Here is a 14,505-nt window from a genome sequence, read left to right as displayed (position 1 = left end):
GTTCTTCCACAAGAACACAGGAGACAACCGATGAAGCGACTGCTGACCTCCGTGCTGCTGAGCCTCGTGACTGCCGGTGCCGCCATGGCCCAGGCCTGGCCCGCCAAGCCGGTGACTCTGCTCGTGCCCTTCCCGCCCGGCGGTTCCACCGACGCCATCGCCCGGCTGCTGGGCAACAAGCTGCAGGAGAAGCTCGGCGGCAGCTTCGTCGTCGACAACCGCGGCGGTGCCGGCGGCACCATCGGCACGGCGGCCGTCAGGCGCGCCGCGCCGGACGGCTACACCATCCTCGTCTCCTCCCTCGGCCCCCTGGTCATCGGCCCGCATCTGCTGAAGAACATCGGCTACGACCCGACCCGGGACCTCGACTACATCAGCGTCGCCGTGCAGGCACCCAACGTGCTGGTCGTGCCGACCGCCTCACCGCACAAGGACATGGCGCAAGTGCTGGCCTTCCTGAAGGCCCACCCGGACAAGATGAGCTTCGCGTCGTCCGGCAACGGCTCCAGCGACCACATCACCGCCGAGCTCTTCTGGCAGCAGACCGGTACCACCGGCCTGCACATCCCCTACAAGGGCGGCGGCCCCGTCATGACCGACCTGCTGGGCAACCAGGTGGACTCCAGCTTCATGAACATCAACACCGCGCTGCCGCAGATCAGGGCCGGCAAGCTGCGGGCACTGGGCATCACGAGTGCCAGGCGCTCGCCGGTGCTGCCGGACGTGCCCACCATGGACGAGCTCGGCATCAGGGGCCTGCAGGTCTACTCCTGGCAGGGCGTGGCCGCGCCCAAGGGGTTGCCCGCCGAAATCAAGGCCAAGCTGAACGCCGGCATCGTCGCCACGCTGAACGCGGCTGACGTGAAGCCCAGGCTGCTCGAGCAGGGCTTCGAGATCGTCGCCAGCACGCCCGAGCAGTTCACCAGCTTCCAGGCCACCGAATTCGAGCGCTGGAAGAAGGTCATCACCGAACGCAAGATCACCGCCGACTGATTTCCCCATGAGCAGTTCCACCCCCGTCATCAAAGAGCTGCGCGTCGTGCCCGTCGCCGGGCGCGACAGCATGCTGCTCAACCTCAGCGGCGCCCACGCGCCCTTCTTCACCCGCAACCTGCTGATCCTGACTGACAGCGCCGGCCACACCGGCGTCGGCGAAGTGCCCGGCGGCGAGAAGATCCGCCAGACGCTGGAGGACGCCCGCAGCCTGGTCGTGGGCCAGCCCCTGGGCGCTCACCAGGGCCTGCTGCAGACCGTGCAGCGGACCTTCGCCGACCGCGACGCCGGCGGCCGCGGCCTGCAGACCTTCGACCTGCGCACCACCATCCACGCCGTCACGGCCATCGAGTCGGCGCTGCTCGACCTGCTGGGCCAGCACCTGGGCGTGCCGGTTGCGGCCCTGCTTGGCGAGGGTCAGCAGCGCGACTCGGTGGAGATGCTGGGCTATCTGTTCTACATCGGGGATCGCAGCAGGACCGACCTCCCCTACGACAGCGCGCCCGGCGCCGACGACGACTGGCTGCGCCTGCGCCACGAGGCGGCGACGACGCCCGAAGCCATCGTCAGGCTCGCGCAGGCGGCTCACGCGCGCTACGGCTTCAACGACTTCAAGCTCAAGGGCGGCGCGCTGCGCGGCGACGAGGAGGTCGAGGCCATCCGTGCACTGCACGAGTGCTTCCCCCAGGCCCGCGTGACGCTGGACCCCAACGGCGGCTGGCTGCTGAAGGACGCCATCCGACTGATGCGCGACATGCACGGCGTGCTCGCCTATGCCGAAGACCCCTGCGGTGCCGAGGACGGCTTCTCCGGCCGCGAGGTCATGGCCGAGTTCCGCCGCGCCACCGGCCTGCCCACCGCCACCAACATGGTCGCCACCGACTGGCGCCAGCTCGCGCACGCGCTGTCGCTGCAGAGCGTGGACATCCCGCTGGCCGACCCGCACTTCTGGACCATGGCCGGCTCGGTCCGCGTGGCGCAGACCTGCCGCGACTGGGGCCTGACCTGGGGCTCCCACTCCAACAACCATTTCGACGTGTCGCTGGCCATGTTCACCCACGTCGGCGCCGCCGCGCCGGGCAAGGTCACGGCCATCGACACGCACTGGATCTGGCAGGACGGCCAGCGGCTCACGAAAGACCCGCTGAAGATCGTCGGCGGTCACGTCGAAGTTCCCAAGAAGCCGGGCCTGGGCGTGGAGCTGGACATGGCCGAGGTCGAGAAGGCGCATGCCCTCTACAAGCAGCATGGTCTTGGCGCCCGCGACGACGCCATCGCGATGCAATACCTGATCCCCGGCTGGACCTTCAACCCCAAGCGCCCTGCGCTGGACCGATAAGCACATGCACAAGAACCTCATCAACGGCGACTGGCTGGACGGCGCCGCCGCCTCCCGCAACATCAACCCGTCCGACACCCGCGACGTCATCGGCGAATACGCGCAGGCCGATGCCGCCCAGGCCGAGCTGGCCATCGCGGCCGCCACGGCCGCCTTCCCCGCCTGGAGCCTGTCCACGCCCCAGCAGCGCTTTGACATCCTCGACGCCGTCGGCACCGAGATCCTGGCCCGCCGCGCCGAACTCGGCGACCTCCTCGCCCGCGAGGAGGGCAAGACCCTGCCCGAGGCCATCGGCGAGGTCCAGCGCGCCGGCAACATCTTCAAGTTCTTCGCCGGCGAGGCGCTGCGACCCGGCGGCGAGAGCCTGCCTTCGGTGCGCCCCGGCGTCGGCGTGGAAGTGACCCGCGAGGCCCTCGGCGTCGTGGGCCTGATCACGCCCTGGAACTTCCCCATCGCGATCCCCGCCTGGAAGATCGCGCCCGCCCTGGCCTGGGGCAACTGCGTGGTCTTCAAGCCCGCCGACCTGGTGCCCGGCTCCGCCTGGGCCCTGGCCGAGATCCTCTCCCGCTCGGGCCTGCCCGCCGGCGTGTTCAACCTCGTCATGGGCCGCGGCTCGGTGGTCGGCGAGAAGCTGCTGAACGACCCGCGCGTGGCCGCCATCAGCTTCACCGGCTCGGTCGCCACCGGCCAGAAGGTGGCTGCCGCCTGCATCGGGCGTCCTCAAGGCGGCATGGCCAAGTTCCAGCTCGAGATGGGCGGCAAGAACCCGATGGTGGTGCTCGACGACGCCGACCTGGGCCTGGCGGTGAATGCCGCCGTCAACAGCGGCTTCTTCTCCACCGGCCAGCGCTGCACGGCGTCCAGCCGCCTCATCGTCACCGACGGCATCCACGACCGCTTCATCGCCGCCATGCTCGAGAGGATGAAGGCCCTCAAGGTCGATGACGCCCGCAAGGCCGGCACCGACATCGGCCCCGTCGTCGACGCCAGCCAGCTCGGCCAGGACGTGGACTACATCGGCATCGCCAAGGCCGACGGCGGCCGGCTGGCCCAGGGCGGCGAGCGCATCGAGAAGAACGCCGACGGCGCGCCGGGCTTCTACCTGACGCCGGCCCTCATCACCGACACGACCCCCGAGATGCGCATCAACCGCGAGGAGGTCTTCGGGCCGGTCGTCAGCGTCATCCGCGCGCGCGACTACGAGCACGCCCTGCAACTCTCCAACGACACCCCATTCGGCCTGGCCGCCGGCATCGCGACGACCTCGCTGAAGCACGCCACCCACTTCAAGCGCCACTCCCAGGCCGGCATGGTGATGGTGAACCTGCCCACGGCCGGCGTGGACTATCACGTGCCCTTCGGCGGCCGCAAGGGCAGCAGCTACGGCCCCCGCGAGCAGGGCCGCAACGCCGCCGAGTTCTACACCACCGTCAAGACGGCCTACACGCAAGCCTGATCCACCCCATCTCGGCACACCCGCCCGGCAGAAGGCGGAGCCGCTGCATTGCCCGGAGACAACCGATGAACACCACCACCGCCGGCACAGCGCCGGCCCAGGCCGCCAGCGCGAGCGGGACCCGCACCCGCAAGCGCTACCTCATCCTCGCGATGCTCTTCATCGTGACGACGATCAACTACGCCGACCGCGCCACGCTGTCCATCGCCGGCCCGGCGCTGTCCAAGGAACTGGGCATAGACGCGGTCACCATGGGCTATGTGTTCTCGGCCTTCGGCTGGTCCTACGTCATCGCCCAGTTGCCCGGCGGCTGGCTGCTGGACCGCTTCGGCTCCAAGAACGTCTACGCGGGCAGCATCCTTCTGTGGTCCGTCTTCACGCTGCTGCAAGGCGGCATCAGCTTCCTGACGGCAAGCGTCGGCACCGCCATCGTCACGCTGTTCGCGCTGCGCTTTCTCGTCGGGGCGGCGGAGGCGCCATCCTTTCCGGCCAACGGCCGCATCGTGGCTTCGTGGTTCCCGGCCAACGAGCGCGGCACGGCGTCTGCCATCTTCAACTCGGCGCAGTACTTCGCCACCGTGCTGTTCGCGCCGCTGATGGGCTGGATCACACACAGCTACGGCTGGCCGGCTGTCTTCGTCGTGATGGGGCTGCTGGGCATCGCGCTGGGCATCGTCTGGCTGAAGGCAGTCTTCACGCCGCGCACCCATCCCGGCATCAACCAGGCCGAGCTGGACTACATCGCCGCCGGCGGCGCCCTGGTCAACATGGACCAGCCCGGCACGCAAAGCCGCAGCTTCGCGCCCAACGCGCCGCGCCTGGGCTATGTGAAGCAGCTGCTGTCCAACCGCATGCTGATGGGCGTCTACGTGGGCCAGTACTGCATCACGACGCTGACGTATTTCTTCCTGACCTGGTTCCCCGTCTACCTGGTCAAGGAGCGTGGCATGTCCATCCTCAATGCAGGCTTCGTCGCCGCGCTGCCGGCCATCTGCGGCTTTGCCGGCGGCGTGCTGGGCGGGCTGGTGTCGGACTGGCTGCTGCGCCAGGGCAAGAGCCTGACCGCTGCACGCAAGACCCCCATCGTCATCGGCATGCTGCTGTCCACCAGCATGATCCTGTGCAACTATGTCGACAGCGCGACGCTCGTCGTCGCCATCATGTCGCTGGCCTTCTTCGGCAAGGGCCTGGGTGCGCTGGGCTGGGCCGTCGTGTCGGACACCTCGCCCAAGGAAATCTCGGGCCTGTCCGGCGCACTGTTCAACACCTTCGGCAACACGGCCGGCATCACGACGCCCATCGTCATCGGCTACCTGATCAAGGGCACCGGCTCCTTCAACGCGGCGCTGGTCTTCGTCGCCGCGAATGCGCTGATCGCCGTCTGCTGCTATCTGTTCGTCGTGGGCGACATCAAGCGCTTCGAGCTCAGGAAGGGTGCCTGAGCCGCTGGGCCGCCCAGGCCTCGTATGCCGCCAGCGTCTTCACCGGCCAGGTGCCCCACCAGGCATAGCCATTGCGCCGCTCCAGGCTGATGTCGTTGACGTCGTCGTGCAGGCTCTTGTCGCGATCGCCGAAGACCGGCTTGAGCGTGCCGGCGTCGTAGTAGCGCGCCCACAGCGGGCCTGCCCCGGGCTGCTCCACCAGGCGGCGGCCCAGGGCCTCATCCACCCTGACCCAGGCGCGGTCGCGCACGGCCAGGCCCTTCAGCGTCGCGATGCCCGCATGCACCGCTTCGACGACGGCTGGCGCGGGATGCGGCAGGCTCATCAGGAACAGCAGCGCCCTCGCGCTCTCGCCACTGCTCAGCGCCGGCGGCTCGTAGTTGCGCGCCGAGGCGGGCTCCAGCGTCAGCGCGTCGTGTTGCTGCGCCCACAGCGTGGGCCGGCCCTCGATACGGATCTGCGTCGCCAGCAGCAGTTGCACGGCGCGCTCCTCGGCCGCCGCAGCAGCGGCCTTGAGCGCCGCCGGCAGGAAGCCCAGCTCCGCCTCGCCACGCGCGGCCCAGCCCATCAGCTCGGCCACCTCGACGAGGGCGTTGTCGTTCAACGTGATGGCGTCGTGGTAGCCGCCCTGCAGCGGCCATACCTGCGGCCAGCCTCCGTTGGGGAACTGCGCCGCCAGCAGGTAGCGCAGGCCGCGCTCGGCTGCCTGCCGGTAGACGCCGCCCGCCTCGCCCGGATGCTGGGCCGCCACGCGGGCCAGGAAGCGGATCTCGGTGATGGTGGCATCGTTGTCTATGGTGCCCACATAGCTCCACTGCGCATCCTGGGCCGTGTCGAAGTCACCCGGCGTCGCTCTTTTGCTGTTGTTGTCGGCCACGAAAGCCTGGCCCCGCAGCCGCGGCGCGCGGTCGCGCGGCTGGTTCTTGCCCCAGCCGCCAGCCGGCGTCTGGAAGCTGAGGATGTTTCGCGCAACGGCCAGGGCGGCCTCGCCGCCGTACCAGGCAGCCGGCCTGTCCAGAGGCATGCTGGCCTCTGCATGGCCGCCCTCGGGCGGTGCCGGCCATGCGGCCAGCCCCTGGCGTTCCGCCGCCAGCGCAGCCCGGTCGGCAGCGCGCTGGGCGTCCGAGCGGGCCAGGTAGGCCTGCCACGGCGCCCGCTGCGCCGCCGGCAGGGCCGCCACGCGCTCGGCCGTCAGCGCCCGCGCCGGCGCGATGGTGCCGATCTGCGCGGCATGTGTCGTCGACGAGAGCACCAGGGCGAGCAGAGCGAGGGCGCGGATACAGGGCATGACAGAGTGGCGCAAGTGGGGTGGCCGACAATCTACCGGCTCGCGGCCGCCCGGAGGGCTCCCACCTCGCGCCGCTCACACAGTTGATTGACAGATGATCCATTGCGCGCGTTTTCCCCTGCTGGCCGCCCTGTTGACCCTGGCCGGCTGCGCCGCCCCGCCCGCACCGCCGGCGGAGCCGCCCGCCCCCGCCGGCCTGCAGCAGGCCTGGGTGCAAGCCGTGGCCGGCCCCGCCTGGGCCGTGCGCGCACTGACCGGCGACGCCACCTGCCCGACGCTGACCTGGGCGGGCGGCAGCACGGCCATGCAGGAGCGCAGCGTCCCCGGCGACGAGCCGGCACCGCCCGGCAATACGCAGCCCGAGCGCAAGCCCACACGCTTCACGCTGCGCGCCTGCGAGGCGGCCTGGCCGAGCGACGCTGTCAGCGTTCAGCTCGGCGACGTCACGCTGCAGGCCCCTGCTGCAGAGGTGCGACGCATCCTCGTCATCGGCGACACCGGCTGCCGCCTCAAGGCCTCCGAGCGAGAGTTCCAGCCCTGCGACGACGCCAGCGGCTGGCCCTTCCCGCGCGTGCTGGCGCGAGCACTGGCACTGGCGCCCGACCTGGTCATCCACGTCGGCGACTACCACTACCGCGAGAGCCCCTGCCCGGCTGGCATGGCCGGCTGCGCCGGCAGCCCTTGGGGCTACGGCGACGACGCCTGGCAGGCCGACTTCTTCCAGCCCGCCAAGGCCCTGCTGGCCGCAGCGCCCTGGGTCTTCGTGCGCGGCAACCACGAGGCCTGCAGCCGCGCCGGCCAGGGCTGGCTGCGCTACCTGGACGCCGGCAGCGGCCCGGCGCGCACCTGCCAGCCCGGGGCGCAAGGGGTCAGCGACGGCGACTTCACGCCCCCCTTCGCCGTGCCGCTGTCGCCGCGCAGCCAGCTCATCGTCTTCGACTCCGCCGAGATCGGCAGCCGCACACCGGCGCGCGGCTCGCCGGCCTGGACCCGCTGGCGCGAGCAGCTGGACCGTGTGGCCGAACTGTCCGGCGAGCGAGCGCAAAGCCTGTTCGCCGCCCACCATCCCAGCCTGGCCTTCAGCCCCAGCCTGCTGGGCCTGCCCAGCCCCGCCCGCTCCGGCCTCACGCCGCTGCTGGAGGATGCCTTCGGCCAGCGCCTCTTCCCGCCCGGCGTCCAGGCGACGCTGCACGGCCACCTGCACATCCACCAGGTGCTGGGCTTCGCGAGCAACCAGCCTGCCAGCCTCGTTGTCGGCAACGGCGGTTCTGCAGCTTCCGGCCGCATCAACGCGGCAGCGGCGCTGAACGCCGAGCCACGGCCCGGTGCGCGCCTGGAGACCTTCCAGAGCCACACCGAGTTCGGCATGACGCTGCTGACGGCCACGCCCCAAGGCTGGAAGCTCAGAGCCTTCAATGCGCTGGGGCAACCCCTGGCGAGCTGCAACCTGGCGGGCCAGAAGCTGCGCTGCTGAAGGACGAGCCTGGCATCCATGCCCTTCGTCATGCCGCAGCGTCCATGGCGCCCATAGCGCCCCGTAACGCCCGCGCATTCCGTCACTTCGGCCCCGAATTGAAGGGTTTCCGCAGGGTAAATCGGGTCGGCGCCTCGGGCCTGCCCGCTACACTCGGGCCACCTGTCAAGCTGTTTTCGGCAGGATTACGTTGATCACAGGACTCGCCTTCATGAGCTCCAAACTGAAAGTCGCCGGCTGGGTTGCCCTCGGCGCCGTCGCGGGTGCCCTCACCACGATGCAGCTCCAGGCCAATGCGCGCAGCAGCCTGTCGCCCCTGCCCCTGGACGAAATGCAGCAGCTCGCGGCGGTCTTCGGCCTCGTCAAGAGCGACTACGTCGAACCGGTCGACGAGAAGAAGCTGATCAACGACGCGATCGCCGGCATGGTCTCCGGCCTGGACCCGCACTCGCAGTTCTTCGACAAGAAGAGCTTCAAGGAATTCCGTGAAGGCACGACCGGCAAGTTCGTCGGTGTCGGCATCGAGATCGGCATGGAGGACGGCCTCGTCAAGATCGTCTCCCCGATCGAAGGCTCCCCCGCATTCCGCGCCGGCCTGAAGAGCGGCGACCTGATCAGCCGCATCGACGACACCGCCGTGCGCGGCCTGTCGCTGGACCAGGCCGTCAAGAAGATGCGCGGCGACCCGGCCACCAAGGTCAGCCTGTCCATCTACCGCAAGGCCGAGAACCGCACCTTCCCCGTCACCATCGTGCGCGAGGAGATCAAGGTGCAGAGCGTACGCGCCAAGGTCGTCGAGCCCGGTTACGCCTGGATCCGCGTCAGCCAGTTCCAGGACCGCACCGTCGACGACTTCGCCAAGAAGCTCGAGGAGATCTACAAGCAGGAGCCCCACCTGAAGGGCCTGGTGCTGGACCTGCGCAACGACCCGGGCGGCCTGCTGGACGGTGCCATCGCCATCTCGGCGGCCTTCCTGCCGAGGGACGTCGAGGTCGTGTCCACCAACGGCCAGATCGCCGAGTCCAAGGCCAGCTACAAGGCCAACCCCGATGACTACCGCCGCCGCAGCAGCGACGATCCGATCAAGCGCCTGCCCATCGCTCTGAAGACCGTGCCGCTCGTGGTGCTGGTCAACGAAGGCTCGGCCAGCGCCAGCGAGATCGTTGCCGGCGCCTTGCAAGACCACAAGCGTGCCACCGTGATGGGCGCCCAGACCTTCGGCAAGGGCTCGGTGCAGACCGTGCGCCAGCTTGGCCCCGAGACGGCGCTGAAGATCACGACGGCGCGCTACTACACCCCCAGCGGCCGCTCCATCCAGGCCAAGGGCATCGTGCCCGACGTGATGCTGGACGAGACCGCCGAGGGCAACGTCTTCGCCGCGCTGCGCATGCGCGAGGCCGACCTCGAGAAGCACCTGAACAACGGCCCTGAGGACAACGACGCGCGCCAGAAGGCCCGCGAGGAAGCCCGCCAGAAGCTGGAGGCCGAGTTCGCCAAGCGCGCCGAGCCGCCCAAGCCGCTGCCCGAGTTCGGCACCACCGAAGATTTCCCGCTGGTCCAGGCCCTGAACCAGCTCAAGGGGCAGCCTGTCATTGCGTCCAAGACGGCTCTGGAACGCAAGGCTGAAGCCAAGACCAACGATTAACCGTCGCTCCTGACCTCAAGCACCACGGGCCTCGCAAGAGGCCCGCTTTTTTTGCCCGACCGTCGTTGCGCTCAGCGCGAACGCCGCGCAATCGCCAGTGCCGCAAGCGCGGCCACGGCCCCCAGGACCGGCACCGCGCGCCAGCCCAGCGCAGCCAGCAGGGCCGACCCCAGCGCCGCGCCACTGGCCATGCCGATGAACATCGCGCTGACCAGCACCGCATTGAGCCGGCTGCGCGAGGCCGGGTCCAGGCTGTACACCACGCTCTGGTGCGAGACCAGCGCCGCCTGCACGCCGAGGTCGAACAGCACGGCCACCGCCACCAGCAGCCACAGCGAGGCCGGCGCCAGCGCCTGCACCGCGAAGGACAGGAAGACCAGCAGTGCCGCGGCGCGGATCACCGCCTGCGGACCACGCCGGTCGGCGATGCCGCCGGCCAGCGGCGCAGCCAGCGCACCGGCCGCTCCTGCCAGGCCGAAGGCGCCGGCGACCGCGCTGCCCTGGCCGAAGTCCGGCCCGGCCAGCACCAGGGCCAGCGTCGACCAGAAGGCACTGAAGGCGACCGACAGCAGGCCCTGGGCCAGCGCCGCCCGGCGCAGCGCCGCGTGCTGCCGCCACAGCCCGGCCATGGACGCCAGCAGCGCGCCGTAGCCGGCCTGCGTCGCCGGCACGAAGCGCGGCAGGCCTCGCCACAGCAGCGGGATCAGCAGCGCGACGGCGACGGCCGCGCTCGCATAGACCGCCCGCCAGCCGGCCAGCGCCGCCAGCGACCCCGCCGCCACGCGCGACAGCAAGATGCCCAGCAGCAGGCCCGTCATGACCTGGCCCACCCGCTTGCCGCGCTGGGCCTCGGGCGCCAGCGTCGCCGCGGCGGGTACCAGGTCCTGGGCCAGCGTGGCCGTCAGGCCGATGGCCACGCTGGCCACGCACAGCGCCGCGAAGCCGGGAGCCAGCGCGGCCAGCGCCAGCGCCGCCACCAGCGTCCAGGCCTTGACGACGATGATGCGGCGGCGGTCGAAACGGTCGCCCAGCGGTGACAGCAGCAGGATGGCCGCGCCATAGCCCAGCTGGGTCAGCGTGGGCAGCAGGCCGATGGTGGCGCTGCCGACGCCGAACTGCTCGGACAGCAGGCCCAGCAACGGCTGGACGTAGTAGATGGACGCGACGGCCAGGCCGGTGGCCGTGGCGAGCAGCAGGGTCAGTGCCGGGCCCAGGGTGGCCGGCACGGCGGAGGGAGCGGGGGTGGACTTCATGGCGCCGCAGTGTGGCCAGCCCGGGCAAGACCCGCTAGACGCAGAGCCCGCCTGACTGCCATACGCTACGCGTATGAGCACCACCTCCGACCGCCTGCAGCTGATGCAGACCTTCATCCGCATCGTGGAGGCCGGCAGCCTGTCCGCCGCGGCGCGCCAGCTCGGCACCACCCAGCCCACCGTCAGCCGTCGCCTGCAGGCCCTGGAGCAGCAGTTCGGTCAGCCGCTGATCCAGCGCTCCACGCATGCATTGCGCCTGACCGATACCGGCGAGCGGGCCCTGGAACGCGCCAAGGCCCTGGCCGCCGAATGGGAGGACTTCGAGCATTCGCTGCGCGCCGAACCCGCGCGGCCTGCCGGGCTGCTGCGCGTGCAGGTGCCGCATGCGTTCGGCCAGGAGCACCTGATCGCGCCGCTGGTACGCGCCCTGCAGGACGCGCCTGGCCTGCGAGTGGATTGGCTGCTGAACGACGCCGCCCCCAACTTCATCGAGCAGGGGCTGGACTGCGCCATCCGCGTCGGCGGCCGCGCCGAGGGGGCCGTCGTCGCGATTCCGCTGGCGCGCGTGCCACGGGTGCTGGTGGCTTCGCCGGAGCTGCTGGCCGGGCGCAGCTTCGAGGAGCCCGAATCGCTGGCCGAACTGCCCTGGATCGCGATCTCGACCTTCTACCGCCAGGAGCTGCAGCTCGAGCGCGATGACGGCGTGCGCCAGCGCCTGCCCATACGCCCCGTGCTCGCCACCGACAGCCTCTACGCCACCCGTGAGGCCGCGCGGCTGGGCCTGGGCGCGGCATTGCTGTCAGGCTGGGCGGTGCACCAAGACATCGCCGACGGCCGCCTCGTGCATCTGCTGCCACGCTGGCGCGGCCCCGCCCTGCCGGTGCAACTGCTCTACCCCAACCCGCCGACGCCGCCCGCGCGGCTGCGCTACTTCATCGAGGCGATGCGGCGCAGCATGGCGGAGCCGCTCTGGCCCGATATGCTGCCAACGCCATGACCGACGACGACCTGCTGCGCTACTCCCGCCACCTGCTGCTCGACGAGATCGGCATCGAAGGCCAGCAGCGCCTGCTTGACGCCCACGCCCTTGTCGTCGGTGCTGGCGGGCTCGGCTCGCCGGTGGTGCTCTACCTTGCCTCGGCGGGCGTCGGTCGCATCACGCTGGTCGACCACGACAGCGTGTCGCTGACCAACCTGCAGCGCCAGATCGCCCACGACATGGGCAGCCTGGACCGGCTCAAGGTCGAGTCCGCCGCGGCACGGATGGCGGCACTCAACCCCGGCGTGCGCACCCGCGCCCTGGCCACCCGGGCCGATGCCGCGCTGCTGGACGCCGAGGTGCCCGGTGCCGACGTCGTCATCGACTGCACCGACAACTTCGCGACCCGCCACCTCGTCAACGCCGCCTGCGTTCGCCACGCCAGGCCGCTGGTCTCCGGCGCGGCCATCGGCTTCGACGGCCAGATCAGCGTCTACGACAGCCGCAGCGGCGAGCACCCCTGCTACGCCTGCCTGTTCCCGCCCGAGTCAGGCTTCGAGGACGCAGCCTGCTCGACCATGGGCGTGTTCGCGCCGCTGGTGGGCATCGTCGGCAGCGTGCAGGCGGCCGAGGCGCTGAAGCTGCTGGCCGGTGTGGGTGAACCTCTTGCCGGACGGCTGCTGATGCTGGATGGCCGGCGCATGCAGTGGAGCGAGATCGCCATGCAGCGAGACCCCGAGTGCCCGGTCTGCGGCGGGGGGTGAATTCCCGCCGACGCCCCGAATGGGGCCGAAAATCCGCCCCCCGACCTTGCCCATGATGCTCTGCCCATGAAGCCCACCGACGTCCCGACGCGCAACTTCCCGACCGCCTGGGAGGAATGCTGCACGCTGCAGCCCCATCCCGACTACGACCGCCCGGGCAGCGCCTACGAGCTGGCGTTCAAGGACGAAGGCTTCCTGCTGCGAGAGGACATGCGGCCCGTGCGCATGCAGCTTGAGCTGATGAAGCCCGAGGTCATCCAGAACGAGCAGGGCGTCAAGTCCACCATCGTCATCTTCGGCAGCGCCCGCATCCTGCCGGCCGAGGCGGCCCAGGCCCTGCTGACCGTGGCGCTGGACAAGGGCGACGAGGCTGGCGCCGCCAAGGCTCGGCGCCAGATCGCCATGAGCCGCTACTACGAGGAGGCACGCCGCTTCGCGCAGATCGCGACCAGCACCTGCGCCGAGCGCGGCCGCCCCGTCGTCATCGCCACCGGCGGCGGCCCCGGCATCATGGAGGCAGGCAACCGCGGCGCCTACGAGGTGGGCGGCAAGAGCGTGGGGCTGAACATCGTGCTGCCGCACGAGCAGTACCCCAACCCCTACATCACGCCGGAGCTGTGCTTTCGCTTCCACTACTTCGGCCTGCGCAAGATGCACTTCCTGATGCGCTCCATCGCGCTGGTGTGCTTCCCCGGCGGCTTTGGCACGCTGGACGAGCTTTTCGAGACGCTGACGCTGATCCAGACCGGCAAGAGCCGTCCCCGCCCCGTGCTGCTGTTCGGGCGCGAGTTCTGGACCAAGCTCCTCAATGTCGAGCTGCTGCTGGAAACCGGCATGATCAGCCCGGGCGACGAGAAGCTCTTCCACTACGTCGAGACGGCCGAGGAAGCCTGGGCGGTGCTCGAAGCCCAACCCGAACTCTCGAGCGAGAGCCCAGCATGACCCAACTCAGGAACGTCTCCCTCATCGGCGCCCCCACCGACGTCGGCGCCGGCGCGCGCGGCGCCAGCATGGGCCCCGAGGCCATGCGCGTGGCCGGCCTTGCCGAGGCACTGCGCGCCCGCGGCGTGGACGTGGTTGACCGCGGCAACCTCGCCGGCCCGTCCAACCCCTGGCTGCCCCCCGTCGATGGCTACCGACACCTGGACGAGGTCGTCGCCTGGAACCGCACCGTGCACGAGGCCGTCTATGCCGAGCTCAAGACCGGCCGCCTGCCCATCATGCTGGGCGGCGACCATTGCCTGGGCCTGGGCTCCATCAGCGCCGTGGCCCGCCACTGCCGCGACACCGGCAAGAAGCTGCGCGTGCTGTGGCTGGATGCCCATGCGGACTTCAACACCAGCGCATTGACCCCCAGCGGCAACATCCACGGCATGCCGGTGGCCTGCCTGTGCGGCTTCGGCCCGCAGCAGCTCATCGAGATCGGCGGCCAGGTGCCGGCCATCAACCCCAAGTGGATTCGCCAGATCGGCATCCGCAGCGTCGACGAGGGCGAGCGCCGCCTCGTGCACGAGCAGGACCTGGAAGTGTTCGACATGCGCTTCATCGACGAGATGGGCATGCGCCACGCGATGGAGCTGGCGCTGGCCACGCTGGATGACAACACCCATCTGCACGTGAGCTTCGACGTCGACTTCCTCGACCCCGTGATGGCCCCCGGCGTGGGCACCACCGTGAACGGCGGCCCCACCTACCGCGAGGCCCACCTGTGCATGGAGATGATCCACGACACCGGCCGCATGGCGTCCATGGACCTGGTCGAGCTCAACCCCGCGCTGGACGAGCGCAACAAGACCGCGCTGGTGGCGGTGGACCTGATCGAGTCGCTGTTCGGCAAGAGCACGCTGATGCGCAAGTGACGTGAGCCGGTGC

General features: G+C 70.3%; 12 protein-coding genes. 10 read left to right on the top strand and 2 right to left on the bottom strand.

Features of this window, described 5'->3' with window-relative positions; translation table 11 throughout:
• The first annotated feature begins 30 nt into the window (after positions 1-30).
• The 4 genes from QM732_RS02535 (at position 31) to QM732_RS02520 (ending at position 5,230) form a co-directional block, all read left to right on the top strand.
• Positions 31-993 (top strand): Bug family tripartite tricarboxylate transporter substrate binding protein, encoded by a 963-nt coding sequence (locus QM732_RS02535; RefSeq protein WP_415654643.1) that lies wholly within the window; start codon positions 31-33, stop codon positions 991-993.
• 7 nt (positions 994-1,000) lie between these two features.
• Positions 1,001-2,332, top strand: a complete 1,332-nt coding sequence (gene gudD, locus QM732_RS02530) for a glucarate dehydratase (protein WP_415654642.1) — start codon at positions 1,001-1,003, stop codon at positions 2,330-2,332.
• 4 nt (positions 2,333-2,336) lie between these two features.
• Positions 2,337-3,788: an aldehyde dehydrogenase family protein gene (locus tag QM732_RS02525; RefSeq protein WP_415654641.1), complete on the top strand. Its 1,452-nt coding sequence runs from the start codon at positions 2,337-2,339 to the stop codon at positions 3,786-3,788.
• Between the two features lie 65 nt (positions 3,789-3,853).
• Positions 3,854-5,230, top strand: coding sequence for an MFS transporter (locus QM732_RS02520; protein WP_415654640.1), 1,377 nt, complete (start codon positions 3,854-3,856; stop codon positions 5,228-5,230).
• Here QM732_RS02520 and pelA read toward each other — a convergent pair.
• Positions 5,214-6,518, bottom strand: coding sequence for a pectate lyase (pelA, locus tag QM732_RS02515; RefSeq protein WP_415654639.1), 1,305 nt, complete (start codon positions 6,516-6,518; stop codon positions 5,214-5,216). The two genes, QM732_RS02520 and pelA, sit on opposite strands and share 17 nt — an antisense overlap.
• Before the next feature lie 94 nt (positions 6,519-6,612).
• Between pelA and QM732_RS02510 the strand changes: the two genes are divergently transcribed.
• Together QM732_RS02510 and QM732_RS02505 are read left to right on the top strand one after the other, a co-directional pair.
• On the top strand, positions 6,613-7,992 hold the full coding sequence (locus tag QM732_RS02510) for a metallophosphoesterase family protein (RefSeq protein WP_415654638.1): 1,380 nt from the start codon (positions 6,613-6,615) through the stop codon (positions 7,990-7,992).
• 211 nt (positions 7,993-8,203) lie between these two features.
• Positions 8,204-9,637, top strand: coding sequence for a S41 family peptidase (locus QM732_RS02505; RefSeq protein WP_415654637.1), 1,434 nt, complete (start codon positions 8,204-8,206; stop codon positions 9,635-9,637).
• A 71-nt stretch (positions 9,638-9,708) separates the two neighbouring features.
• On the opposite strand, the gene QM732_RS02500 is transcribed toward QM732_RS02505, so the two are convergent.
• A complete protein-coding gene (locus QM732_RS02500) occupies positions 9,709-10,890 on the bottom strand; it encodes an MFS transporter (RefSeq protein WP_415654636.1) in 1,182 nt (393 codons plus the stop codon).
• A 73-nt stretch (positions 10,891-10,963) separates the two neighbouring features.
• On the opposite strand from QM732_RS02500, the gene QM732_RS02495 reads away from it, so the two are divergent.
• From QM732_RS02495 to rocF, 4 genes are all read left to right on the top strand, one after another.
• Positions 10,964-11,887, top strand: coding sequence for a LysR family transcriptional regulator (locus tag QM732_RS02495; RefSeq protein ID WP_415654635.1), 924 nt, complete (start codon positions 10,964-10,966; stop codon positions 11,885-11,887).
• Positions 11,884-12,633 carry a HesA/MoeB/ThiF family protein gene (locus QM732_RS02490; RefSeq protein ID WP_415654634.1) on the top strand — a complete coding sequence of 250 codons (750 nt, stop codon included), beginning with the start codon at positions 11,884-11,886 and terminating at the stop codon, positions 12,631-12,633. Before QM732_RS02495 ends, QM732_RS02490 begins: the two co-directional genes overlap by 4 nt.
• A gap of 66 nt (positions 12,634-12,699) precedes the next feature.
• A complete protein-coding gene (locus QM732_RS02485) occupies positions 12,700-13,575 on the top strand; it encodes an LOG family protein (RefSeq protein ID WP_415654633.1) in 876 nt (291 codons plus the stop codon).
• A complete protein-coding gene (gene rocF / locus QM732_RS02480) occupies positions 13,572-14,492 on the top strand; it encodes an arginase (protein ID WP_415654632.1) in 921 nt (306 codons plus the stop codon). Before QM732_RS02485 ends, rocF begins: the two co-directional genes overlap by 4 nt.
• Positions 14,493-14,505 lie beyond the last annotated feature (13 nt).

Origin of the sequence: Roseateles sp. (genome assembly GCF_047654805.1) — a bacterium.
Taxonomy (GTDB): Bacteria; Pseudomonadota; Gammaproteobacteria; order Burkholderiales; family Burkholderiaceae_C; genus Pelomonas.
Note: the sequence above shows the minus strand (reverse complement) of the source record. Positions and strands in the feature narration are given on the sequence as shown.

Bases quoted from the DNA above. Each gene is read 5' to 3' on its own strand.
- pelA (WP_415654639.1), bottom strand. From the start codon at position 6,518: ATGCCCTGTATCCGCGCCCTCGCTCTGCTCGCCCTGGTGCTCTCGTCG.
- QM732_RS02510 (WP_415654638.1), top strand. From the start codon at position 6,613: ATGATCCATTGCGCGCGTTTTCCCCTGCTGGCCGCCCTGTTGACCCTG.
- QM732_RS02490 (WP_415654634.1), top strand. From the start codon at position 11,884: ATGACCGACGACGACCTGCTGCGCTACTCCCGCCACCTGCTGCTCGAC.
- rocF (WP_415654632.1), top strand. From the start codon at position 13,572: ATGACCCAACTCAGGAACGTCTCCCTCATCGGCGCCCCCACCGACGTC.
- QM732_RS02535 (WP_415654643.1), top strand. From the start codon at position 31: ATGAAGCGACTGCTGACCTCCGTGCTGCTGAGCCTCGTGACTGCCGGT.
- QM732_RS02500 (WP_415654636.1), bottom strand. From the start codon at position 10,890: ATGAAGTCCACCCCCGCTCCCTCCGCCGTGCCGGCCACCCTGGGCCCG.
- QM732_RS02495 (WP_415654635.1), top strand. From the start codon at position 10,964: ATGAGCACCACCTCCGACCGCCTGCAGCTGATGCAGACCTTCATCCGC.
- QM732_RS02485 (WP_415654633.1), top strand. From the start codon at position 12,700: ATGAAGCCCACCGACGTCCCGACGCGCAACTTCCCGACCGCCTGGGAG.
- QM732_RS02505 (WP_415654637.1), top strand. From the start codon at position 8,204: ATGAGCTCCAAACTGAAAGTCGCCGGCTGGGTTGCCCTCGGCGCCGTC.
- gudD (WP_415654642.1), top strand. From the start codon at position 1,001: ATGAGCAGTTCCACCCCCGTCATCAAAGAGCTGCGCGTCGTGCCCGTC.
- QM732_RS02525 (WP_415654641.1), top strand. From the start codon at position 2,337: ATGCACAAGAACCTCATCAACGGCGACTGGCTGGACGGCGCCGCCGCC.
- QM732_RS02520 (WP_415654640.1), top strand. From the start codon at position 3,854: ATGAACACCACCACCGCCGGCACAGCGCCGGCCCAGGCCGCCAGCGCG.